Origin of the sequence: Planomicrobium sp. CPCC 101079 (assembly GCF_007859275.1) — a bacterium.
GTDB lineage: Bacteria > Bacillota > Bacilli > Bacillales_A > Planococcaceae > Planococcus.
Genome location: NZ_VOHC01000021.1, coordinates 88,014 through 107,037 on the forward strand (window position 1 = coordinate 88,014; position 19,024 = coordinate 107,037).

33 protein-coding genes are annotated in these 19,024 nt (G+C 44.4%); all 33 read right to left on the reverse strand.

Annotated elements, in window-relative coordinates:
* Positions 1–33: 33 nt before the first annotated feature.
* The 33 genes from FQV28_RS08335 to FQV28_RS08475 all read right to left on the reverse strand — a co-directional run bounded on the left by FQV28_RS08335 (position 34) and on the right by FQV28_RS08475 (position 18,954).
* On the reverse strand, positions 34–276 hold the full coding sequence (locus tag FQV28_RS08335) for a hypothetical protein (RefSeq protein ID WP_146495449.1): 243 nt from the start codon (positions 274–276) through the stop codon (positions 34–36).
* Positions 277–353: 77 nt separating this feature from the next.
* The gene (locus tag FQV28_RS08340; protein ID WP_146495451.1) at positions 354–842 is read right to left on the reverse strand and encodes a hypothetical protein; all 489 of its coding nucleotides are present in this window, start codon (positions 840–842) and stop codon (positions 354–356) included.
* A 27-nt stretch (positions 843–869) separates the two neighbouring features.
* Positions 870–1,685: a hypothetical protein gene (locus tag FQV28_RS08345; protein WP_146495453.1), complete on the reverse strand. Its 816-nt coding sequence runs from the start codon at positions 1,683–1,685 to the stop codon at positions 870–872.
* A complete protein-coding gene (locus FQV28_RS08350; RefSeq protein WP_146495455.1) occupies positions 1,685–1,921 on the reverse strand; it encodes a hypothetical protein in 237 nt (78 codons plus the stop codon). Before FQV28_RS08350 ends, FQV28_RS08345 begins: the two co-directional genes overlap by 1 nt.
* Before the next feature lie 11 nt (positions 1,922–1,932).
* Positions 1,933–2,286 (reverse strand): hypothetical protein, encoded by a 354-nt coding sequence (locus FQV28_RS08355; RefSeq protein WP_146495457.1) that lies wholly within the window; start codon positions 2,284–2,286, stop codon positions 1,933–1,935.
* 10 nt (positions 2,287–2,296) lie between these two features.
* Complete coding sequence (locus tag FQV28_RS08360; RefSeq protein ID WP_146495459.1) at positions 2,297–2,707, reverse strand: hypothetical protein; 411 nt, start codon at positions 2,705–2,707, stop codon at positions 2,297–2,299.
* Positions 2,700–3,071 (reverse strand): hypothetical protein, encoded by a 372-nt coding sequence (locus tag FQV28_RS08365; protein WP_146495461.1) that lies wholly within the window; start codon positions 3,069–3,071, stop codon positions 2,700–2,702. The genes FQV28_RS08360 and FQV28_RS08365 overlap by 8 nt, the downstream gene beginning before the upstream one ends.
* Entirely contained in the window at positions 3,068–3,484 is a 417-nt protein-coding gene (locus FQV28_RS08370) for a head-tail connector protein (protein ID WP_146495463.1), read from the reverse strand. The genes FQV28_RS08365 and FQV28_RS08370 overlap by 4 nt, the downstream gene beginning before the upstream one ends.
* 1 nt (position 3,485) lies before the next feature.
* Positions 3,486–3,836 carry a hypothetical protein gene (locus FQV28_RS08375; RefSeq protein ID WP_146495465.1) on the reverse strand — a complete coding sequence of 117 codons (351 nt, stop codon included), beginning with the start codon at positions 3,834–3,836 and terminating at the stop codon, positions 3,486–3,488.
* 13 nt (positions 3,837–3,849) lie between these two features.
* Positions 3,850–4,941 (reverse strand): phage major capsid protein, encoded by a 1,092-nt coding sequence (locus FQV28_RS08380; RefSeq protein ID WP_146495467.1) that lies wholly within the window; start codon positions 4,939–4,941, stop codon positions 3,850–3,852.
* A gap of 15 nt (positions 4,942–4,956) precedes the next feature.
* Positions 4,957–5,343 (reverse strand): hypothetical protein, encoded by a 387-nt coding sequence (locus FQV28_RS08385; protein ID WP_146495469.1) that lies wholly within the window; start codon positions 5,341–5,343, stop codon positions 4,957–4,959.
* Positions 5,343–6,551, reverse strand: a complete 1,209-nt coding sequence (locus tag FQV28_RS08390) for a hypothetical protein (protein ID WP_146495471.1) — start codon at positions 6,549–6,551, stop codon at positions 5,343–5,345. Before FQV28_RS08390 ends, FQV28_RS08385 begins: the two co-directional genes overlap by 1 nt.
* Before the next feature lie 2 nt (positions 6,552–6,553).
* Complete coding sequence (locus tag FQV28_RS08395) at positions 6,554–8,758, reverse strand: phage minor head protein (RefSeq protein WP_255472880.1); 2,205 nt, start codon at positions 8,756–8,758, stop codon at positions 6,554–6,556.
* Between the two features lie 13 nt (positions 8,759–8,771).
* A complete protein-coding gene (terL, locus tag FQV28_RS08400) occupies positions 8,772–10,196 on the reverse strand; it encodes a phage terminase large subunit (RefSeq protein ID WP_146495475.1) in 1,425 nt (474 codons plus the stop codon).
* Entirely contained in the window at positions 10,177–10,758 is a 582-nt protein-coding gene (locus FQV28_RS08405; RefSeq protein WP_146495478.1) for a helix-turn-helix domain-containing protein, read from the reverse strand. The genes terL and FQV28_RS08405 overlap by 20 nt, the downstream gene beginning before the upstream one ends.
* A 78-nt stretch (positions 10,759–10,836) precedes the next feature.
* Positions 10,837–11,094 carry a hypothetical protein gene (locus FQV28_RS08410; protein WP_146495480.1) on the reverse strand — a complete coding sequence of 86 codons (258 nt, stop codon included), beginning with the start codon at positions 11,092–11,094 and terminating at the stop codon, positions 10,837–10,839.
* Between the two features lie 178 nt (positions 11,095–11,272).
* On the reverse strand, positions 11,273–11,761 hold the full coding sequence (locus FQV28_RS08415; RefSeq protein ID WP_146495482.1) for a sigma factor-like helix-turn-helix DNA-binding protein: 489 nt from the start codon (positions 11,759–11,761) through the stop codon (positions 11,273–11,275).
* Positions 11,762–11,773: 12 nt separating this feature from the next.
* Complete coding sequence (locus tag FQV28_RS08420) at positions 11,774–11,962, reverse strand: hypothetical protein (RefSeq protein ID WP_146495484.1); 189 nt, start codon at positions 11,960–11,962, stop codon at positions 11,774–11,776.
* 89 nt (positions 11,963–12,051) lie between these two features.
* A complete protein-coding gene (locus FQV28_RS08425; protein WP_146495487.1) occupies positions 12,052–12,516 on the reverse strand; it encodes a hypothetical protein in 465 nt (154 codons plus the stop codon).
* A gap of 111 nt (positions 12,517–12,627) precedes the next feature.
* Positions 12,628–13,251 carry a vacuolar protein sorting family 37 protein gene (locus FQV28_RS08430; protein WP_146495489.1) on the reverse strand — a complete coding sequence of 208 codons (624 nt, stop codon included), beginning with the start codon at positions 13,249–13,251 and terminating at the stop codon, positions 12,628–12,630.
* Positions 13,248–13,445, reverse strand: coding sequence for an XtrA/YqaO family protein (locus FQV28_RS08435; RefSeq protein WP_146495490.1), 198 nt, complete (start codon positions 13,443–13,445; stop codon positions 13,248–13,250). The genes FQV28_RS08430 and FQV28_RS08435 overlap by 4 nt, the downstream gene beginning before the upstream one ends.
* 13 nt (positions 13,446–13,458) lie before the next feature.
* Positions 13,459–13,677: a hypothetical protein gene (locus FQV28_RS08440; RefSeq protein ID WP_146495492.1), complete on the reverse strand. Its 219-nt coding sequence runs from the start codon at positions 13,675–13,677 to the stop codon at positions 13,459–13,461.
* Positions 13,678–13,702: 25 nt separating this feature from the next.
* Positions 13,703–14,701 carry a DNA cytosine methyltransferase gene (locus FQV28_RS08445; protein ID WP_146495494.1) on the reverse strand — a complete coding sequence of 333 codons (999 nt, stop codon included), beginning with the start codon at positions 14,699–14,701 and terminating at the stop codon, positions 13,703–13,705.
* On the reverse strand, positions 14,698–15,165 hold the full coding sequence (locus FQV28_RS08450) for a DUF1064 domain-containing protein (RefSeq protein ID WP_255472851.1): 468 nt from the start codon (positions 15,163–15,165) through the stop codon (positions 14,698–14,700). The genes FQV28_RS08445 and FQV28_RS08450 overlap by 4 nt, the downstream gene beginning before the upstream one ends.
* Before the next feature lie 11 nt (positions 15,166–15,176).
* Positions 15,177–15,308 carry a hypothetical protein gene (locus FQV28_RS19455; RefSeq protein WP_255472852.1) on the reverse strand — a complete coding sequence of 44 codons (132 nt, stop codon included), beginning with the start codon at positions 15,306–15,308 and terminating at the stop codon, positions 15,177–15,179.
* A 13-nt stretch (positions 15,309–15,321) separates the two neighbouring features.
* Entirely contained in the window at positions 15,322–15,453 is a 132-nt protein-coding gene (locus tag FQV28_RS19460; RefSeq protein WP_255472853.1) for a hypothetical protein, read from the reverse strand.
* On the reverse strand, positions 15,443–15,937 hold the full coding sequence (locus tag FQV28_RS08455; RefSeq protein ID WP_146495496.1) for a dUTP diphosphatase: 495 nt from the start codon (positions 15,935–15,937) through the stop codon (positions 15,443–15,445). Before FQV28_RS08455 ends, FQV28_RS19460 begins: the two co-directional genes overlap by 11 nt.
* A gap of 136 nt (positions 15,938–16,073) precedes the next feature.
* A complete protein-coding gene (locus FQV28_RS08460; RefSeq protein ID WP_146495498.1) occupies positions 16,074–16,493 on the reverse strand; it encodes a hypothetical protein in 420 nt (139 codons plus the stop codon).
* Positions 16,494–16,799: 306 nt separating this feature from the next.
* Positions 16,800–17,042, reverse strand: a complete 243-nt coding sequence (locus FQV28_RS08465) for a hypothetical protein (RefSeq protein ID WP_186763818.1) — start codon at positions 17,040–17,042, stop codon at positions 16,800–16,802.
* Positions 17,043–17,082: 40 nt separating this feature from the next.
* Entirely contained in the window at positions 17,083–17,223 is a 141-nt protein-coding gene (locus tag FQV28_RS19175; protein ID WP_186763819.1) for a hypothetical protein, read from the reverse strand.
* Positions 17,220–17,513: a hypothetical protein gene (locus FQV28_RS08470; protein ID WP_146495502.1), complete on the reverse strand. Its 294-nt coding sequence runs from the start codon at positions 17,511–17,513 to the stop codon at positions 17,220–17,222. Before FQV28_RS08470 ends, FQV28_RS19175 begins: the two co-directional genes overlap by 4 nt.
* A 121-nt stretch (positions 17,514–17,634) precedes the next feature.
* Complete coding sequence (locus tag FQV28_RS19180; RefSeq protein ID WP_186763820.1) at positions 17,635–17,811, reverse strand: hypothetical protein; 177 nt, start codon at positions 17,809–17,811, stop codon at positions 17,635–17,637.
* Positions 17,812–17,913: 102 nt separating this feature from the next.
* A complete protein-coding gene (locus tag FQV28_RS08475) occupies positions 17,914–18,954 on the reverse strand; it encodes a phage replisome organizer N-terminal domain-containing protein (RefSeq protein WP_255472881.1) in 1,041 nt (346 codons plus the stop codon).
* Between the last annotated feature and the right edge of the window lie 70 nt (positions 18,955–19,024).

The following is a 19,024-nucleotide window of genomic DNA, read 5'->3' on the forward strand; positions in this document are numbered from 1 at the left end:
CCTTTCTTTGGCAAAATAAAAAAGCCGGATAAATTACTCCGACTTCCACCAACTTCCGCCAACAAATTGTTCTTCTGCAGCTTCCACTTTTTCTTTATTTAATTCAGCAAATGGAGGCAAAATTTCATTGAACCCTTGGCCTTTATTAAGCAAGGTATCTGCAAGAAGCATCAGACCTTTATAGCTTTCAATAGTCCGCTGCTGGCTCTCTGCATACCGTTCTTCAATGGCTTGCTCATACTTGCGCTTAACCCAATCGGGCGTATGATCGAGCACATATTCTTCGGTATAGCCGTAATAAGAAGAGACGAACCCAATCTGTTTAACGATTTCATTGATGAAATCATCGTAAGTTAAGCGCTCACTTCCGCCTGTGGTTCCTCTTCCGGTGCTACCGGAAATCTTTCCTGCATCAGAGCTTGAAAGTCCGGAATCTCCACTTTGAACATCGCTTTCGCCAGAGTCCGGACTTGAGTAAAAGTTTTATCTAGGTTGGTATTTTCTGAAAGGATAATAAGAACGTCCAAAACTTCGTTTAGATCCAACTTCAACGCTTCTTTGTCTTCAACACCCAGAATGATGGCCACAACGCGAATTACTTGGTCTTCTTTTAATTCATCGATTACAGCGATAATCCGGTCAAATGTAGAAAGCTCATCATCCATCAGCAATTCTCTCATTTGTTTATAAATGCGAATACCATCCGTACCAATGAACTTTACAATTTGAATAATCTTGCTCATAGATAAACGAGGGACGTCAATTGACGTCTCCCCATCTGTTAAAGTAATTTGGCCAATAGTGTCGTTAATATCTAATGATTTCAGGTTGTTCTTTGCCATGTCTGTATTGCCTCCCGTTTCTTATGATTAGATAGATTCTTCGATTTCGTAATAGACGTTTTCGCCTTGTGGTACCCCATCTTCTGGGAATGCAGAAAGCGAAAGCGGCAACAGACGTTTTTCTTTGCTGAAGCTCTGCTCTTTGTCATCACCGGTGACTTTTGCTTTACGGATAACGGCCATGTAAAGCGTCCCATCTTTTTTCTGGCTGATCAGCGCATAACGTTTGAACGGAATGTCTCCATCTGTGCCGTATCCGATGCGTTTTGTTGGAAGCGCAGTGACCGGAGCAACGCTATCTGTTGTTGCGTAAGCTTTATCTACTCCATTTTCCAATACAACACTAGCACCATTTACAGAAGCGATTTTCTTCAGTTCACCACCAGTGAATTCTAACCATCCGCCCACTTTAAAGGCTGGATCAGCCGTAGTAAGTGTCACAATTTTTGCTCCGGCCGCAAGTGCGCCAGCTAACAGTTGAGCATCACCAGTTGCAGCTGTTGTTTCAATAATGGCACCTCCCGCAAGAGCTAATTGACGGTTGATGACCGTATTTTCCGCAAGGTTTGTTGAAAGCGAATGAGTAAAGCCAGTCACATCTGTGTCTGCCGCTCCCATCACTTGATCGACTTCAAAATCTTCTGTATCGAAACCGCGGGAAATGGCGATACCCTCATTTGTGGCACCAAGATCTCGCCATCCAGCTTTCAAATTATGCGGCGAAGTAGTATCCATTACATCTGCAATCGACACTGGAGCTTCTACATTCATATCAGCCACGACTAAACGACCTGGCCCCCCGACAAAGTTCTTTGAATTTACGTTATAAATATCTGGCGTCATTATTTGACCTCCTCAAATTTCCAAGAATCCATCTTCAATAATTTATCCGCTGTTTCCGCGGGAACATCGCGGCCAACAACAAGTGTTTGACCTTCGTAAATATCAAAAGGCTTATCTTTCTTGCTTAACTCTGGCAAGCGAATAGCCTCTGCCCCACTATTTTTATCTTTCGGACCTTTGCAAACAATCTTGCGCTGTTCAGCCGCTTTCTTTTCGGTTTGAATTTTTTCAGCCATGCTGATTCCTCCTATGCTTCTATATGTTCAAATCTCATGTAAACCCATGCCTCGTATGCGCCAGTTTCTTCATCTTTTGAGGGAATCGGATTTCCTTCCCGCTCACACCAGCTTCCCTGCAAAGCAGTAATACTAGATGCTTCACGCTCTAATAAATTCATACAGGAAATAAGACCAGACATGGCCGCCCCTTCATCTTTGGAGCGGTAAATCATTTGGATACGGGAAAAGCCAAACCCGCCCGCAGAACGAACGAGTAGGCCTTCTGTGATGTTTAATTGAAACGTGTTAGCGTCCACGTGAACATCAGTGTTTTCTTTAAAGAAGCGCCGAATTGGTGGAATGGGATCTACATATTCAATCATTCAATCCCTCCTATAGCCCGAGCCTTGATTTAAGTTGATGCTCTGCCACTTGATTCATCCGTGTTTGAGCTCGGTCCAATCCTCTGGCCATAATGTTGTATTTCTTTTCTAAGGGAGCGGCATAAGCGACTGCTGAACCGATTTTCAAGGTGGTCGTGTCCCGATTAGACGCTATTTCATTAACCACGTCAGCTTCAGTTGCTTGAACAGTCCCAATTCTGGTGATGTAGCCAATCGAATTGACGAATAACCCGGTATCGATATGATCATCTTCTCGGACGATTTCTTTCGTTTCATCGGCCCATACCATCCCAGCTGCTTCGACCGCTTTCTCACGAGCATCCCTCATCTTAGAATCAGTGAAATTCTGTATAATGCTTTGATCAATTTGGAAATTGAAATTCAAGCTGCCATTAGCCACTTGAATCACTCTCCTTTTTTAACGTGATTTCATGATGATGGATTCGCCTTTTACCGTATGCTGGTTTGCTGTCTTCCATCACAAAAGAGCCTTCCAGAATAACGTTCCCTTGTTTATCACGAATCTCTTTAAAACGGGTATTTTCATCGAATAGCGAATCCGGACCTAAAAAAAGCATGTTCTTTGTGATTGAATCGGTGCTATAAGTATCCGAAGTGACCGTTTGTTGAATAAGATCCGCTCGACAGGGAACATTCTTTTTTACAACGTCTTTATAAATAGGTTTTCCGTATTCGGTTTCTCCTATGTGTTGTCCAGGAGTAACCGTTGTACAGGAATGAATCAATAAGCGCCGAAGACTCATCGAATCCCTCCGCTCGGTCGAGAAGCGAAAAAGATTAGCGGCTTTGCTGCGGCAGACGGACGCAACGACAAAAGGATGTGGTCTAGTTCTACCACACCCGTCGTTTCCCCTGGATTCGCATTCTTTTTTGTGTAAGAATACGAACCCAATTTCTCTGATTGCACGTTATCGAATGCTTCTTCCTTCATATCCGGCTGATCTTGGAACCAAAGGAATTCCACAAGGAGAACTGTTGCCGTTTTTAAGTCTTCTAGTTTCTCGCTATTTGTCTCTTCAGCAAAGCTTCGGCCAGTGAATCGGCGAATCCACGCTTCCGCTCGCTTAATCAAGTCTTGGATTTTGTTGTCATCCAAAGCAATGATTTCGTCAAATGATACCCGCTCCTTCACCTCAGTGACCGTTGCAAATGCCATGTTACTTCACCTCAACGATAAAACCGGAGCGGATATAGCCTGCGAGGAATGGCGACGGACTCTCTGGCAGCTCTTTCTCTTGGTCTCCAATTAAGGTAAAGCCGACTTCCTGATAAGAAGTTTTAGAATCAGCGAGTTTGTATTTCTTCTTGGCTGGTTCTTCAGTGGTTGTTTTGGCGACTTCAGGCTCACTATCTAGTGGAGCTTCAGGAGGAGCGGAATTCTCCGCTCTCAAATCTGCCTGCAGCTGGTCCAACTCTTCCTGCGTATGCTCTTCTTTTAATTTCTCTGCATCGTACCCTTTATCGGGAAACTCAGCGACGATTTCTTTTGCTGTATCGATTTTAGCCATTAGGGCTGCCTCCTTATCGTGCTGCATCCAATGTCAGGATTAGACGAGCATCCGTATTGAATGGCACGTAGTCTGATGTTTTCGTAGCGTAAGACCCTTCAACCTGTGTCTTCACGTTGCGTTCGTTCTCAACAGAGAATGGTTTGAATGAATACTCAGCAAGTGCTGAAGTCGTATCGACCAACATGATGCGGTTATCCGGAATCTGATCCGAGATGAATGGAGTCGTATTCAAGACATTTGGCATGTTGCCCTCTTTCAATTCATTCATGAAGATCAATGTGCCATTCGCTTCTTTCTGAGTCGCCCAAGCCTCGGCCGTTTTCAAGTTCATGGCGCAGCGGTTGAATGACAATCCGTATTTCTGGTTGTGGTATTGCGTCGCATACCAGATATCCGACAGCTTCCAGTCGTTCGCTGTTTTAACACCCATTGTTTTCGGTGCATCAGATCCGTCTTTGAAGTAACCGTTCAACAAGCGATGAATAGCCACTTTCTCGTCAGTGCGCCCAATTTGACGACCGCGTTCCAGCAAGTGCAACGCAAGTAAATCAAAGCGCATAGAGCGTGCTTCATCGGTGATTTCGATACCCGCTCCGCGTTTGTGAACAAAGATGGTTTTGTCTTGGTTCAGCTTGATCGTCGCAACCGGAATTGGAGCGGCCTGGCCAATTTTCTTCATGTCCAGCTCATCGTTCTCGCCCGTTTCACGCGTGTAATACTGGTAGCTCATCTGGTCCATCGGGATGGTTTTCGCCACCAATTCGCCGGCGCGGCCAGCTGCTTCATAGCCCTGACGGAATCCGTCTTCCAATACGGCATTGAATAGCGGTTTCGTATTGTCGTTCGCATAAAGCTCCCGGACTTGATGTGCCCCAATATTTTCAATACCTAATGCACGGATGGCATCTTTCACTGTTAATCCTTCGCTTGCTAGATACGAGCGGAAGGTAAGTGAATCATTCTTGGTCATCAAGTCATCTGCTAGACCTGAAATGGCACGGTCCTTTTGAACCGCCGTTTTCATAGCTGAGCGAAGATCACCGCCGTTCTTAAATTCGACGATTTCGCCGCGTGAGTTTTTAAATTTACCTGTAAAATTCATTCGTCTTTTCCCCCTTTACGGAATTAATACTTCTACTTTTTGTCTAACTGTATCTACTTTGACCACATAAGTTCCGTTGGCCGCTGCTGCCGCTCGTACTCCGCCAGCTCCGTCTGCTTCTACTGAGTTTCCTACAGCAATTGCTCCAGTGTATTTAACTGCAACGTTGCGAGAGAAACCAGCAGCATGAACGCCAAGCGGTGTTTCTACATCACGCGCAGTGTCTTTTGATACCAATTGAACAGCCTCGCCTGCTGCCGCTCTACGCGCTTGATATGGGCCCGTATTAGCCAGAACCAAGATATCTCCCGGCATAATTGGGTTTTCTGGTGTAGCGTCTGTCGCAAAAACTGTTAAAGAAAGTCCAAAGCTATCTGGTAAAACTCCACCGATTTGATCCATTATTCATTGCCTCCTTTGTATGCTTCCGATACGTAGATTTTTTCTCCATTTTCATCGATATGGCGACCGCCTACATTATCAGGCTCGCTTTGACGCCCTGGTGTGAAGCGCTGCTTCGTCATGCCGTCATATGATTCAATTTCGCCTTTGATGAATTCGATATCCGCAGAACGGATCAACATATTTTTATAAGGCTCCGATTTAAAGCCTTCGCCTTGTGCACGGACACGGGATTCAACTGCTTTGTCGACTAGATCAGCCAAATACTGGCGCCCTTGCTCCGCTTCCGTTTTCAGTTGTTTCACGCCTTCTGGTGTAGCGGCATCGCCTAATTCATTGCGGATTGCAATGTCGTCTGGCTGACGGAATGTTTCCCCCTCCGTTGCCAGCACCTCAAATACGGCCCGCTTTTCAATTTTGTTTTCTTTCAAATCACTTCTCAGTTGTTCCAATAGATTCATATTGGCTCCTACCTCCTTTTGCTTAATTAAAAAAGAGCGGCTTCCATTGTCCAAGCGGACGTTGAATCGCTGCTCTAATCGATGTACTTTGTCTAATGCCAGTTCGCCCTGTTGTGCGTATTGTCGTGCTTTGTCGATGTATGCGCCTGGCGTAGCGCCTTTGTAGACGGTTGATACTTCTCGCAATCGTGCATCAACAATCCATGCAAACGACATGCGGCTATGTTCATCTTCGAGTCCTGGAATATGTGGACAATCCGAATCCCATAAATCCTTTCCACAGCTTCCGCACCGGTACGAGCCACCGCCAAAGCCGACCGACATATCACGGATAATACCCGCTCGGATTTGTCGAATTGTGTCGTCTGTTTTATTGCCATTTACCGTCAATCCACGCATGATGTACCAACTACCACGAACACTGCTAGAAATTCCGGATTCATCACCAGTCGTGATAACTTCGCCATCATAGGAGCGGCCATATGGATTCACATGGATGTTATGCCCTTCTTGCAAGGAAACGCCGTTCTTCAAATCGTCCGCATAATTGCGAAGCGTCGTTGTCGGATCCATGCGGGTAAAGTAGGCATCCATACGGTCATTGGAGCAATTCCCACTGAAGGTGAAAACGTCCTCAGCTGATACTGGATCCAGCGTGTGCCGGTTGATTTTTTCCAAGTCGATATCTTGGTCCGGCGTCAGGATAACACGGGCCGGCAAATGCAAAATGTTGCTGACTTCCCCCAAATTTATTCACCTCCTCTCAATAAGTGTTCTTCACCTTGTAGAATCCGCTTATACCAACAACGGCACTGAATTACGTTAGAAGCTGATGCACCCATGGAAGAATCTCCCGGGAACATCAGCTCTTCGACTTGCCCTTTTCCGTTTTCCACTCGAAACGGTTCATCAAAAGCGACGACTTGATCATTAGCTTTTTGGTGCCCTGGTCGAGTACGGTCTTGTTTAGCAGAACGCCAAATCTTACCTATAACCAAGCCACTTTGCCGGTCGGAATCGTTCTGTCCAGTACGAGCCGCTCCGAGCATTTCTGTTCGGGCTATGACTCGAGCTCTAGCTTTACTGAACCCCTCGTCTTCCTGTAATGCCTTTGCCGCTTTATCAATGCTATATTTACCTTCAGCGACCACATCCCAAAGGGACATGATGACACGCTCGTCCGTCGCGTCCTGTATGAATTCAGCCGAGCGGCGGGAGCGGTCACTTAATGCGCGTAATAGTACTTCGTCCTGCGAATTGAAAACAACATCTGCATCGAACGTCAATGCGCTCACTTCTCCCGCTGTCACAGCAGCCAGCGTCATCCAGTCTTGCCCCAGTTCATTCCACAAGGCTAATTGTTCAGAACTGTCATAAAGGATATTGCTCTCCACCCAGTCGCGGAAAACTTCAATTGCCTCTTCATCCGAACTTAATGGAGTGCCAGCCGCCTTCATTCGTGCAATGTATTCTTTCCGTTGGTACTCCAAGAAGCGGCCGAATGCATCTTCAGCCTGGTCTGTAATCTCAGCAACTTGCTCGGCCCAGGGCTCTTCCGTTTCGCCGATGAATGCCTCTGCGCCTTCTTCTACTTCATCATCGGCTCGGTTCTTTCCCATCATTCGGGTAGCGCTTGTCGGTGGTCTGAATTGATTTAAGACTGGATTTGTAGGTGTTCCCACTGCATCATGCCCTACAATCTCATTGGCTGCTTCATTGTTATCAATCCATCCTTGTTGAACCTGTGTAATTATGGTGCTGGTGCGCAATTGCTCTGCCTGCGCTTCAAGCATGGCATTACGTACTGGAATGTCATTGAACGTTACCTTGGCACGTCCTTGAAACCCCTGTATCTGCAGGTAAACGTTAAAAGACCGCTCCATTAGGCGCTTAATCGTTCGCTGGATGCTTTTCACACCCGCTACGAATATTTGCCATTGGACGGTCCCATGTGTTTCAGTTGTGCCTTCATTGCGGCCTAAGAGAATCGGCAGCATCTTCAGAGCGGAAACGATTTGCTGATTGATAACCTCGATGACTCGAGTCGCATCCATCGACTTGCTACCCGCTCCGCCTGCTGTTGTGACCTTGACCGAATCGGTATGGATGAAATCCGCGTCAGGTTCTAACTCAGAGAATTGTTTCTCAACGCTACCAACAAATTGCTGAACAAACTTCTGCACTTCTTCGCCGTCATGCTTAATTTCATCGGGCAGTGCGTTCATGATTGCTTCTTCTACGATAGAAATATCAAAGCGTTCATAACCTTGATGGTGAATAACCCGCTGCAAATCTTTTAGCACCTGCACTTGGAAGAAAACAATCTGCAAAATCGGCAGGAGCGGCGAACGTCCGTATGGATCTCCAACATCCGGGTCTAGCGGATAATAAAAAACAGTCTCCGGATTCAATACTTTGAGTGATCCGTCAGACTGCTTCTGTACCATTTCGATTTTATTTTCTTTATTCCGCAAGAAATCGATGGTCGTTGCTTCGACAACATGAATATCCACCACGTCGTCCAGGTTCTCCGTCAATTCCACTTCTGCAGCAAATCCGCCGCTTGTGTAGCCTGCCATCGTCCAAACGCCTACTAGCTGGTCCATCCCACCGCCGTATAACAAGCCGACACGTTTCGCCAAAGCTTCAAGCTGTTCAGTCATGGCGTCATCAACCGTTCCATCCGGCCGTTGCGCTTCTACTTCAAAGCCGCTATTGACCAAACGCTGTAGATTCCAAATGGCCATGCTGGCATCCGGATTCAAATCGCGAATTACCCGTAAGCTGTCAATGACTTCCTTCGAGCTGTATGATTTGCGGCTAAGAACCTTTTCATAAAGTCCCCATTGCTGCTCCCATTTGAATTCCGTTTGCTTGGTGCGTTTTGCACCAGCTGCAGCCGCTCTTACTTGTTGGCGCAGCTTCCGTTCTCGTTTCGGTTTAAACCAATCCATGAGTCCCAATCACTCACCCCCTCTTTACTCCGCCGATCATTGGCGGCAATACGTGCTTTTTCTCTTCCGGCGCTTCATGCCAGCGAGATAATGCTTGTGTCATGCTATCAACGTCATCATCGTTCTTGCCGAACGGAAAAGTACTGAATTCCCCTACGTAATCATGTATCCAAGGGGCAATAGAGCCGTCGGGCAGATAAACGTTGCCCGCTTCCACCTCTGGGGACACCGCTTGAGCTCGCACCACTTTCCCGCCTTTTGGATTCACCGGGATAAGGCCCGGTATTTCCTTTGTCAGCATCTCAATGACCGCGGTGCCGTTTGCCTTGTCCTCAATAAGTTTTGCTCTGGCTTGCGGCCATTTAGCGGACATGGTTCGAATAGCTTGCATCGTTCCCTTGATGCCCATCTTCTCTTTTACGCGGTCCAACAAATACTTATCCGCTCCAATGCGCCCCCATACTTGTCCAGAAACAAAGTCGGAGGTTTCAGCATCCTTGAACGTACAGTCCCAAGATTGAATGATTTCATCAAAACGAGCGGGAGCCACTTTATAGAACTTCCACCACTCCCGTTTGAAGATGGTACCGCCTGCAGGAGCGGGACGTTGTTGATAAAGAGCGTTCCATGTTCTGGTACCGACCTCGGTCATCTTATCCTTCGCCCATTTGGCATCATAACCGAGCTCTGCGCAAAGCGGCTCGCCAATTTCGCGGCCCAGCAAATCATCTTCGTCTTCTGCAATGGCCGGCATGCGGATCCGCTCCCAATCATAGGGAGAACGTTCAAGCAATCGCCCGATTAAATCATCTTCATGCCAGCGCGTCATAATGACAATGACAGAAGCACCTTTGTGTAAACGTGTGGATAATGTGGATTCCCATTCATCCCATACTTTGTCTCGAATGGTTTGGGAATTTGCCGCTTCCGAGTTTTTAAACGGGTCATCGATGATTAATAGGTCTGCCCCTTGGCCAGTAATGGAACCGCCGATACCCGTGGAAATCATACCGCCACCAAAACCAGCTACATCCCAGTTACTTTGAGAAGCATTTATTTGAGACAGCTTCACATCGAATAGCTCTGGACCGTATTCTTCAAGCTTCGCCCGATTCAAGCGCCCAAACTTCTTGGCCAATGTATCCGAATAAGAAGCAGCAATAACCCGCTTCTCAGGACGTTTGGAAAGATAATAACTTGGAAAGCTCTCGGTAACAGTCATTGACTTCCCGTGCCGCGGTGGCATTTCGATGAACATATACTTCTGTTTGCCTCGAGCAATCGGTTCTAAGCGTTCAGCAATGTATTCAGTATGCCGAAAATGCTTGTAATTCCCTCGGTGGACATGGACCACATAATCGCGATAGGAGCGGCGAGCCAGTTCCGCCTGCGCTTGTCTAGCAATCTCTTCCCGCTGCTTATCCGTCAGTTTGAGCAAGTTTCCTCAACTCCTCGACAGACAGGCCAGAGAGATCCAGCTTGTTTTCCAATCCGCCGCTGTGCTCGATTTCCTGTTTATCACGCCACTGTCCAGGCTTCCGGTTCTTCAGCCAGAAGATTTGAGCGGTAACATCAGGAGCCACTTGTTTGGCCACTCGCTTACTAACAACTTCCGCTGTTCGAGGAATGGATGCAATGAACCGAAGACGTTCCTCAGTAGTCGCTTTAGGATTCTGCTGATTGAACACGTCCAGTTCTGCATCAATCTTTTCGTCGTAAGCTTCACGGCCCACTTCAACGCTAATATAGGTGACTTCTTCATAATCGTATCCAAGAGCACGTTTAAGCAGCGCATTCTCTACCTGGCGATCAACGACTTCCTTGCCCTTTTTTAGGGTGTCCGAAATGTCCGGGTACTTCTTCTTCCACTCATTTAGTGTCGAGCGGCTAATACCGATATTATGAGCAATCTGTTCATCAGTTAATCCGTCTCTTGCCCATCCATTAAGGAGCGTTAATCCTTCTTCTGTAATCCATTCAAGGTACTTGCCTTTAGCCATCTTTCTACCACCCACTCTCGCGCTATTCGCTTTTTCAGACATAATAAAAAGCACCTCCGAAGAGATGCCACTTTCGCTTTATCTTATTTCATAAATTTTCGTTTTAGTACTAGGTATACGATGCGTTCTACTGCTGTCATCTGCTGTTTTATGGACATAATTTTCTTTTATATCCACAACCCTATACCTCTTTTCATTATCGTGATGATTTAAATGCGTAGATCCACTGAGAATTATCACATTTCTATTCTCGAGCATAAACAAGTAAATTTCACGAGAAGAGTACATTTCATCAAGCTCTAAAGATTTTGGTACCTCATCTTCAAAATAAGCCATACTTTCACCTCCCGCTTAATTATATTCTCTGCGGAAGGAATGAAACCCTTTTATGTCAGTATAAACCACCCGAATTTTTCGGGGCTGTGGGAGGGACTGTTCTCTCGAACGCATCCCCTCTTTTTTTCTCCCCTTCATATATAGTGACTTCGTACGGCAAGCGTACGGCAAACGTAGGTCAAGAAACTCTTTGTGCTATCTTCTTTTTGGCGCGTTCAATATAACTCTGAGCTGTTGATTTCCCTACTCCTAGGCCTTGCGCAATCTTCGCCACACTAACCTGTCTACCGATATGAAGAATGTAACAATGACGTTCTCGGAAAGAAAGGGCGGCAAAAATGTCGGCCATAATGATTTTTTCTTCTGGCGACATATAGAGGTGTTTCGGACCCTCTTCCAATTGCTCGGTGATATCCGGAATAAAATCCATGCTTTGGAATGACCGATGCTGGTAGACGTTCTTTTTGTCAGCTCCCCTGTAGTTATTCGGATCTCTGCCTGTCTCAAGCCACTTCAAAACAAATTCCGTTTCTTCGATTATGCTATTGTACTGAGTCAGGTCCAGTCGATCCGTTGGATTTTTCTTATTCAATCTCGCTCGCTGCTTTTTATATCCTTCAAGATTCTTCTTGTACAGTAAAATCATTTCGTCTGCCCAGATCGTCATTCTGATTACCTCCTATCGATTCCGTCGTATGGCTCCGCCCTTTGCTCTTCTATAAGTCTGTTTATTACAGCCCATCAAATCTGCCCAATCAATGTCGTTGAGCGATTCTTTAAACTTTTGAAATTGGCGTTCGTTTTTTTCTTTCAGTTCCGGCTTATCTGAGAGCCCTTTTTCTGTTAGTTGTTGCTGCAACGTTCTCATAACCTCATCTCTCCTTTTTGGGAAATAAAAAAGAGGACACCAAAACAGCGGTTAAGCTGTAATGATGTCCTCCAGTTGGCTGGTGCGGACTATCTATATTCATTGTCAATTTTTTTCTTAATCTCTTTTAGCTTTTCCTCTGTTCGATGTAGTAGAACTTTATATTTCTCGGTTAACGTAGAATCATCTGTTACAATCATATATTTTAAATGATCTAAACAAAGATTCAAATCAGACATCTCTTGAATCATGTTTAAAGGTATCAGGTTCTTCACATCATTTTCATAAAATTGAATTGCCTTATTAAACCTAGAAACATTTTGTTCTTTCAGCTCTGGCCTAGTCGCGCTTTCGTATGATCCTGAAAAAATGATGGCCGAAGTAATAGTGGGTATATAATCAACAAGTATGGCCCTAACTACTTTTTCGTGCCTCTCTTTATGATGAGCTTTCTGCATCCACCAGTTTTCAAAAAACTTGCCTAGTCCCGAAAGACACGCCCCTAGAACAGTGCTCGCTAAAGCAGTCAATGCGACTAATATTTCTGTACTCAAAAATCTTCCCCCTCATTAAATTCGTTCGTTTCCACTTAGCTGTAATAGTTGGGAACACACCAAAACAGCGAAATGCTGTATTAATGGCCTTCATTATCCAGTAGAAAGTTTTTATTTATACACTTTCAATTTTTCATTCTCGCTCTTCAATTGATTATATTCTTTTTCCAGGTCCTTTAATTGACTTCCGAACTTATTGATCTGTTCATTTTTTTCTGCGATACTTTTAGCGAGCTTTTCATTAGAATTTCTAGCTTCTTCTAATTGAGGATATAGGTCTTTAACTTGCTGAACCAAAGAAGTGAATTCTGTTCTTAATTCTTTAACTGTAGAAAGCTTATAGGTAAAGGACCTTACGCCTACAACCATTAATACGAATCCTAAAGCCATTAATGTTAAGTCTGCCGACATGGGATTTAATATCTCTAGCAATCTAGGGAACATATTTAGTACCACTGGCAAATAGATTACTGACAAAATACCACCAATAAAAGATAAACCATAGAACCACAAAATAAATTTGTTCATTCTTTCAGCAATCAGTATTCCATCTGATAGAGCCAAAAGAAAACTGGATACAGTAGCCCCGAATAAGAATTCGTTAGGAACGGTTCCTCCGAAGAAATTGGTTATTATCGGAATTCCTATCATACCAAGACCAACAAAAACTATAATAGTATCATTAAGGCGATATGCTTTATCTAAATTTATATCGCTCTCTTTATTAACACTCAAAACTCTTCCCCCTCATCAAAATTCACGCGCTTCACTTTCCCTTTATACGTGACGATGCTCGTATGCGCATGAGAAGGAAGTTCGACCAGTTTAACCTTACCCTCGGATATAATCAAAGCGCAGCTTAACGGTAGTTCCATTATATCCAATTTCAGTTCCCCTGTCTCCGAAATATTTACATCAGTTAATCTCATATGGCGACCTCCCTCAAAGTCCATAAATCCCTTGCTGCCGTTTCGTTATCAGATTCCGTTCAGCGTGATCGAACACCAGAAGTGCAATCTCACTGGGCCGTCTCTTCATCTTTTTGGCCATGTTCTCCACGCTGATTCCGGCAACCCACATCTCCTTGAAATCTGCAAGCTCGTTTTCCTCAAAAACAAGGTCCAGGTTCAAGTTGTCGTCTTCGAAAAGATGATAGTCCATGGCGATCCTCCTTCGCCTGCTTCATTCAGCAAATCAGTTTCAACTGTTGAGATTCTCTATCTTCTTTTGCATAATTTCCGCTTAGTATTGCATCAAATATCGCTTCAAGTACTGAAACAACAATGCTATTCCCAGCAAGAGCATATAGAGTCGCATTGCGCTTACCTTCTTTGGTCGGAAATTCTTGTAGCATAAGATCAAAATCTTCATCATCAAAATCCATTAACCTCCACCATTCACGTTCTGTCGGGTAACGATATCGGCCGTCTTCCATTTTAAATACACCGGCACTGGGGCAACGATCCGGACGTTCAGTAATGGTGTTGCACACATTGACTATGGTTTCGATATAACGAAATTTGTTTTTATTTGACTCGATTTCTTCTACGCTCGCTAAATCTTTTAAGCGATTCAGCATTGAAGGTATTTTGACGACATACTTTTCAATATCATTAATTTCATTTTCTTTTTGTCTAAACTCACTCATTGGCCGTAAAGGTCTATGCATTAACTTATTGAAATCAAACTCTTCATGTCCGAGAATGGATATGCAAAATATTCGTTCGCGAGTTTGCGGTATACCAAAATCCATAGCATTTAAGATCTGATAAGAATTTGTATAACCGAGGTCTTCCATTTCTCGTAAATACTCTTCAAATATCGGTCTTTTGCTTTTGAAGAGAGCTCCTCGAACATTTTCCCAGATAATAAACTTTGGACGCCATTCACCCATCTCTTTAACAATACGGATAGTTTCAAGCATTAATTCTGACCTGCCTTGATCATTATTTTGATTAGCTGATGAATTATCTTGGCAAGGACTCCCGTGCACTAAAATGTCCGGACGTAAGTTCCATCCTCGAATATCTTGTTGGTTATGCTTAAATGGATTCATAGCATTGTAAGCCCGAACGCGATTTTCCTTCCATTCGACGTAATCAATTAGCTTATGTGGAATCTCTTTTCGTTTTAAAGCTTTTCGGGGTGCGCCGATGCCTCCAAAAAGTTCTAGTATTTGAATCATCTCCTCCCCCACCCCTTCCCTTTTCGCTCAACCACCACGAGCTCTTTGCCGTAGCGTTTTTCAAACAGCTTCTGTCGCAAAGGAAAATCTCTTCCGACCGGACCGCCCTTCACATCAATGACTTCCTCAAAACCATCAATGTAAGTGACTCGGAAATCTGCTGTATAGCCGATTCCTGGCTTCTCTCGCTTGCCGTAACCCTTGCATAAGGTGCAGTTAATCGGATTGCCTGTGCGCGGACTGGGAAGCTTTCCTGTGCCACTGCATCGTTTGCATTCCACTTGGTACCGATCGACCAGCTGATAGAATGGCTGCAGCTCGATGTTCAGAACTGCAGGATCCTTTTTCAATTGTTTGTAATAAGCAAGTTCGGTCAATGAATCGAACTGATGACCCTCGAATTCCGCCTGTTTGGAAATGTATTGCCGTGCTGGTTTTTTCGTTCTGGGCCGGCTGTTTCTCAAATGCTCACCCCTCAATTAATCTTCATCATTCGGTCGTATGCTTCACATACTTCGCGATCACTCATGTTTTCAAAGTATTTTTTGTCTTTAAAAAGCATGACAGAAAGAGTTTCAATCATGCCTTCTCGTTCTTCTGCGCTCACTTGCTGCATCTCCTTATTTGTTCCCATGATCCAACACATACCGGCGATTCCCGATTTGCAGGACCGTAGGGACGTCTTTCTTAGTTTTCAATACCTTAGCGACAGGACGGTAGATTTCGCCTTTGGTGCGCTTCTTAATAGTCATTTTCTTGTCTCGCGTGATTAATTTGATTCTTGTTCATGTACGCCGATTCGATTTGCTCCCACGTAAACCCGAGCATTTCGCCAATGCGATAAAGCGTACTAACCAGCCGCATGTATTCAACCGAATCCTCATCTGACTCAAATCGGGTTATGCGGTAAAACAGGTTATTGAATTCGGCAGCCCGATCGCCTGTCTCCTGATTCTTTACAACTTTCGAGAAGTCCAATAGCTCGTACCCGAATTCCAATCCAAGGCTGATTGTGAAGTGCCAGACATCCACCAGTTCCACCAATGCTTTTTCGTAGTTGTTTTTCTTGTTCGACCAAAACTTGAAGATTTCCGGCAGTTCATTAGCCAGTTCACCAGCTTCAACAAAGATGGCCACGAACTTTTTCGTAATTCTTTCACGTTGTTCTGTCGGATGTTTCTTCTCAATCTCCGCATCCAATACACGCTGCACTTCAAACAATTTACTCAATTCCATCTTCAATCCCCCTTATTGGTTTACATCCACTGGATCCACACAAGACCAAGAGCAACATTTCCGGAAAAGATAAGCGAAACCTTGATTGCTTCGCATCGATTGTTCCAGCCTACTGAAATACGAGTCCCAATTGCGTTCATTGAGCAACCTCCTTTTCGCGTTGTTTGGCCATTTGCGCTTTCCGGACCGCACTTAATCTTTCGTCAGCCAATCCTTTATCGCTCTTCCACTTTTGAAGTTTACTGATGGACCAACCGATTTTATGTGCAATCTCTCGATTTATTAATTCGGCTTCTCGTAATTCAAAGTAAATTCTTGGAGTCAGGTAGACTTTGCCTTGTGCCACTAAAGAAGCAATTCGCTCCTCACGTTTCGGATTAGGCAAGGCGTTTATTTGATCTCCGATTGCTCGTATTTTAATGGCCGCTGGACATTGGCAATTTACTTTTATCGTGCATGCTGCACATTCTTGGCAGCGATAGGGATTTAACTGATCAATCTGGAACAGAAGCTGTAATCGTCTTGCTTTGATTGCTTTTTTCACATCCACCCTCATGGATTTACCTCCTCTTTTTGGTACCGCGCTTTATGGTCGAACTATTCTTTCGGATACAAACCAACAGAACTTAAATGTCTGCCTATTTCTACATTGAAATTTTGTTTATACAGGCTATTAGTTCTCCTGCTAATGTTTATGTGACCGCATTGAGGGCAGAAATCATATTTGTGTTCGTCCATCGACTCTTCCCACGGGCATTCATTGCACCAATACAAATACTTTTTCACGTATTCACCCCGTTTCATTCTAAAGTGCGGTACAGAGTTGAAAACGAATCTTCAACTACCGTACCGATTGGGCGGACTATAAGTTAATAACATAAACGTAAATCCATTCACCAAACTTACGTTTTTCATTTTGATGATTGAACGTTCTCTTCACTTCCATCACTAAATATTCCTTGTTTTCACGATTGTCCTTATCCCCGAATTCAAGAATGTCGCCTTTGGATGGGATGTTATTGCTTGGTATTTCAGCGATGATTTTGTCGCAACCATCGTGGTCATGATAACTGCCAAGACCACTTTTAAATGCTACATAAAACATATTCTTCATCCTCTCCTTTTCATTCAAAAGTGCGGTACCGTTATTTCTTCCGCTTGTTCAGCCGGATCTGCTGGCCGTTGTAATACATGTATAGATTCGATTGATCGGGACGGTATTTGATTTTGCGACGATTGCGCAGCCACTGGTTAAGGCGACCGCGCATCTCATTTAGCCAATTCATCCGACATTATCCATAGCCTGCAGCAACTCTGCATTCAATTCTTCTTCACTGAGCCGTTCAAACTTCTGGCCCTTATACTTTTCATTCCAATATTCTTCAGTGAATTGGAGCCCTGTATAGACTCGCGTGACAATCGGGCTACTCGGAACATCCTGTCCGGCATCAAATGCAATCCATGCTGATGGATCGGCTCCAGCGATATAGCCTTGGAACGTTCCTGTCTTCCAGCCGTGATGATAGACGTGCAACTGGTCCCCTTTTTTGAGTTCGTTCATTTCTTGGTAGGTCATCCCTCAATGTACCACCCTTCTTTTTGTCTCATTTTGATTCCGATCGGCCGTAACGGTTCGTACAACCAAACCTTTTGTCCGCCTTCCCAGCGATACAGCAACACCCACTTCGACCGAGCCATCAGAACCACGGGCTCGCTTTCGTTTCCAAATCCCGTTGCAACTGCGCCTTCACTACATAAGCACGCAAGTCGTAGTATTCCAAGTCTGCAAGAGCCTCCCCGTTTGGTCCTTGCAGGATTCCGTAGCCTTTTAGTTCCTCAATCCAAAATTCACGGTGCCGGTCGCGATGCTTCATCCCTTATCCCCCCCTTAAATTGTCAGTCAATTAACCCTTTTGAACCGGATAACTATTCCTCTTTTTTGGTAAAATATTGACAGTTAGTGGCTAAAAAGCTAGCTACTCTTTATTACCGCCCTTTCTCGACGCTAATTTTTCGAGTAGCTTTTGTTTTTCAGCATCCAAATCCTGTGATGGTGGAACTGTTTCCGGTGCTTTTTCGGGTTCTGGTGCATTCAACCAGTCTGGAAGAAGTTCTTCGCGAATAGGCTTGTTCCGGTAATTTTGTGGCTGTGCTTTCTTGCGACGTTCGAACTCTTTATCAGCAGCCGCTACGTCATTCAGCGTTTTGATAAGCTGGCTCTTCCAAGAAAGAAGGATGGAATCAGCAAAGTTTAGTTTGTGCCTAGCATTTGCTTCGACTGCCCGTTTTAATGCCTCATGAACCAGCTCCTCAGATGATTCATCAATCATTACACTAAGACGATCTGCAATATGTGGAGTAAGAAGAGCTATGTTGTCACCGTAGAATCGAAAAGCCATTCCAGGCGAATCTGCAGCAACAACAGCTTTTGGTTTTAAATCCTCTTTCTCTTGTTGTTGTAGTTCTTTATCTAGTTCTATATTTAATTCTTCTTCTAGTTCTAGTTCTAGTTCTAAATCTAGTTCTAGTTCTGTTGCGTGACTTGGCGTGACTGTCACGTGACGGTCACGTGACCTGTCATTAATAGGTGTGATTTCATTTTTTTTTTTGTTTTTCTCGGGTGGCCCAAGACGTTTAGTTTCTCGTTCTTTTTGCTTCCGCAACCTATTCTGTTCGCGTATCTTATCAAGTCCGGCTACGTTTTGATGCTTTTCCCAATTCGATATACTGATAAAATGATTTTCGTCTACATCAATCATTCCAAAATTCCTGAAAACTTCTAACGCCATTCGGACAGTTGATAGTGGCCTGTTAAATATAGTTGCCAGCATTTCATCGGTGTAAGGAATAGTTTCACTTAGGTAAATATAGCCGTTGGCGTTTGCTCTGCCGGCCTGGGAAAGCAATTTCACCCATACGATCAAGATCGTATCCGCTTCCGGCATGCTCTCAATCAGACGTATCTTTTCATCCTCAAACATCTGTGTACTTAGCTTGATCCATTTAACGTCGCTCATTGCCAATCCCTCAACTTCCTCATATATTGCAATAACTTTTAAAATGAAGGGGATCCCTCAATCCCCCTCA

Coding starts and splice junctions, on each gene's coding strand:
- FQV28_RS08340 (WP_146495451.1), bottom strand. CDS start 842: ATGGCAAAGAACAACCTGAAATCATTAGATATTAACGACACTATTGGC.
- FQV28_RS08345 (WP_146495453.1), bottom strand. CDS start 1,685: ATGACGCCAGATATTTATAACGTAAATTCAAAGAACTTTGTCGGGGGG.
- FQV28_RS08350 (WP_146495455.1), bottom strand. CDS start 1,921: ATGGCTGAAAAAATTCAAACCGAAAAGAAAGCGGCTGAACAGCGCAAG.
- FQV28_RS08355 (WP_146495457.1), bottom strand. CDS start 2,286: ATGATTGAATATGTAGATCCCATTCCACCAATTCGGCGCTTCTTTAAA.
- FQV28_RS08365 (WP_146495461.1), bottom strand. CDS start 3,071: ATGAGTCTTCGGCGCTTATTGATTCATTCCTGTACAACGGTTACTCCT.
- FQV28_RS08370 (WP_146495463.1), bottom strand. CDS start 3,484: ATGGCATTTGCAACGGTCACTGAGGTGAAGGAGCGGGTATCATTTGAC.
- FQV28_RS08375 (WP_146495465.1), bottom strand. CDS start 3,836: ATGGCTAAAATCGATACAGCAAAAGAAATCGTCGCTGAGTTTCCCGAT.
- FQV28_RS08380 (WP_146495467.1), bottom strand. CDS start 4,941: ATGAATTTTACAGGTAAATTTAAAAACTCACGCGGCGAAATCGTCGAA.
- FQV28_RS08385 (WP_146495469.1), bottom strand. CDS start 5,343: ATGGATCAAATCGGTGGAGTTTTACCAGATAGCTTTGGACTTTCTTTA.
- FQV28_RS08395 (WP_255472880.1), bottom strand. CDS start 8,758: ATGGATTGGTTTAAACCGAAACGAGAACGGAAGCTGCGCCAACAAGTA.
- FQV28_RS08405 (WP_146495478.1), bottom strand. CDS start 10,758: ATGGCTAAAGGCAAGTACCTTGAATGGATTACAGAAGAAGGATTAACG.
- FQV28_RS08410 (WP_146495480.1), bottom strand. CDS start 11,094: ATGGCTTATTTTGAAGATGAGGTACCAAAATCTTTAGAGCTTGATGAA.
- FQV28_RS08415 (WP_146495482.1), bottom strand. CDS start 11,761: ATGACGATCTGGGCAGACGAAATGATTTTACTGTACAAGAAGAATCTT.
- FQV28_RS08420 (WP_146495484.1), bottom strand. CDS start 11,962: ATGAGAACGTTGCAGCAACAACTAACAGAAAAAGGGCTCTCAGATAAG.
- FQV28_RS08435 (WP_146495490.1), bottom strand. CDS start 13,445: ATGAGATTAACTGATGTAAATATTTCGGAGACAGGGGAACTGAAATTG.
- FQV28_RS08440 (WP_146495492.1), bottom strand. CDS start 13,677: ATGGACTATCATCTTTTCGAAGACGACAACTTGAACCTGGACCTTGTT.
- FQV28_RS08445 (WP_146495494.1), bottom strand. CDS start 14,701: ATGATTCAAATACTAGAACTTTTTGGAGGCATCGGCGCACCCCGAAAA.
- FQV28_RS19460 (WP_255472853.1), bottom strand. CDS start 15,453: ATGACTATTAAGAAGCGCACCAAAGGCGAAATCTACCGTCCTGTCGCT.
- FQV28_RS08455 (WP_146495496.1), bottom strand. CDS start 15,937: ATGGAATTGAGTAAATTGTTTGAAGTGCAGCGTGTATTGGATGCGGAG.
- FQV28_RS08460 (WP_146495498.1), bottom strand. CDS start 16,493: ATGAGGGTGGATGTGAAAAAAGCAATCAAAGCAAGACGATTACAGCTT.
- FQV28_RS08465 (WP_186763818.1), bottom strand. CDS start 17,042: ATGTTTTATGTAGCATTTAAAAGTGGTCTTGGCAGTTATCATGACCAC.
- FQV28_RS19175 (WP_186763819.1), bottom strand. CDS start 17,223: ATGAATTGGCTAAATGAGATGCGCGGTCGCCTTAACCAGTGGCTGCGC.
- FQV28_RS08470 (WP_146495502.1), bottom strand. CDS start 17,513: ATGACCTACCAAGAAATGAACGAACTCAAAAAAGGGGACCAGTTGCAC.
- FQV28_RS19180 (WP_186763820.1), bottom strand. CDS start 17,811: ATGAAGCATCGCGACCGGCACCGTGAATTTTGGATTGAGGAACTAAAA.
- FQV28_RS08475 (WP_255472881.1), bottom strand. CDS start 18,954: ATGAGCGACGTTAAATGGATCAAGCTAAGTACACAGATGTTTGAGGAT.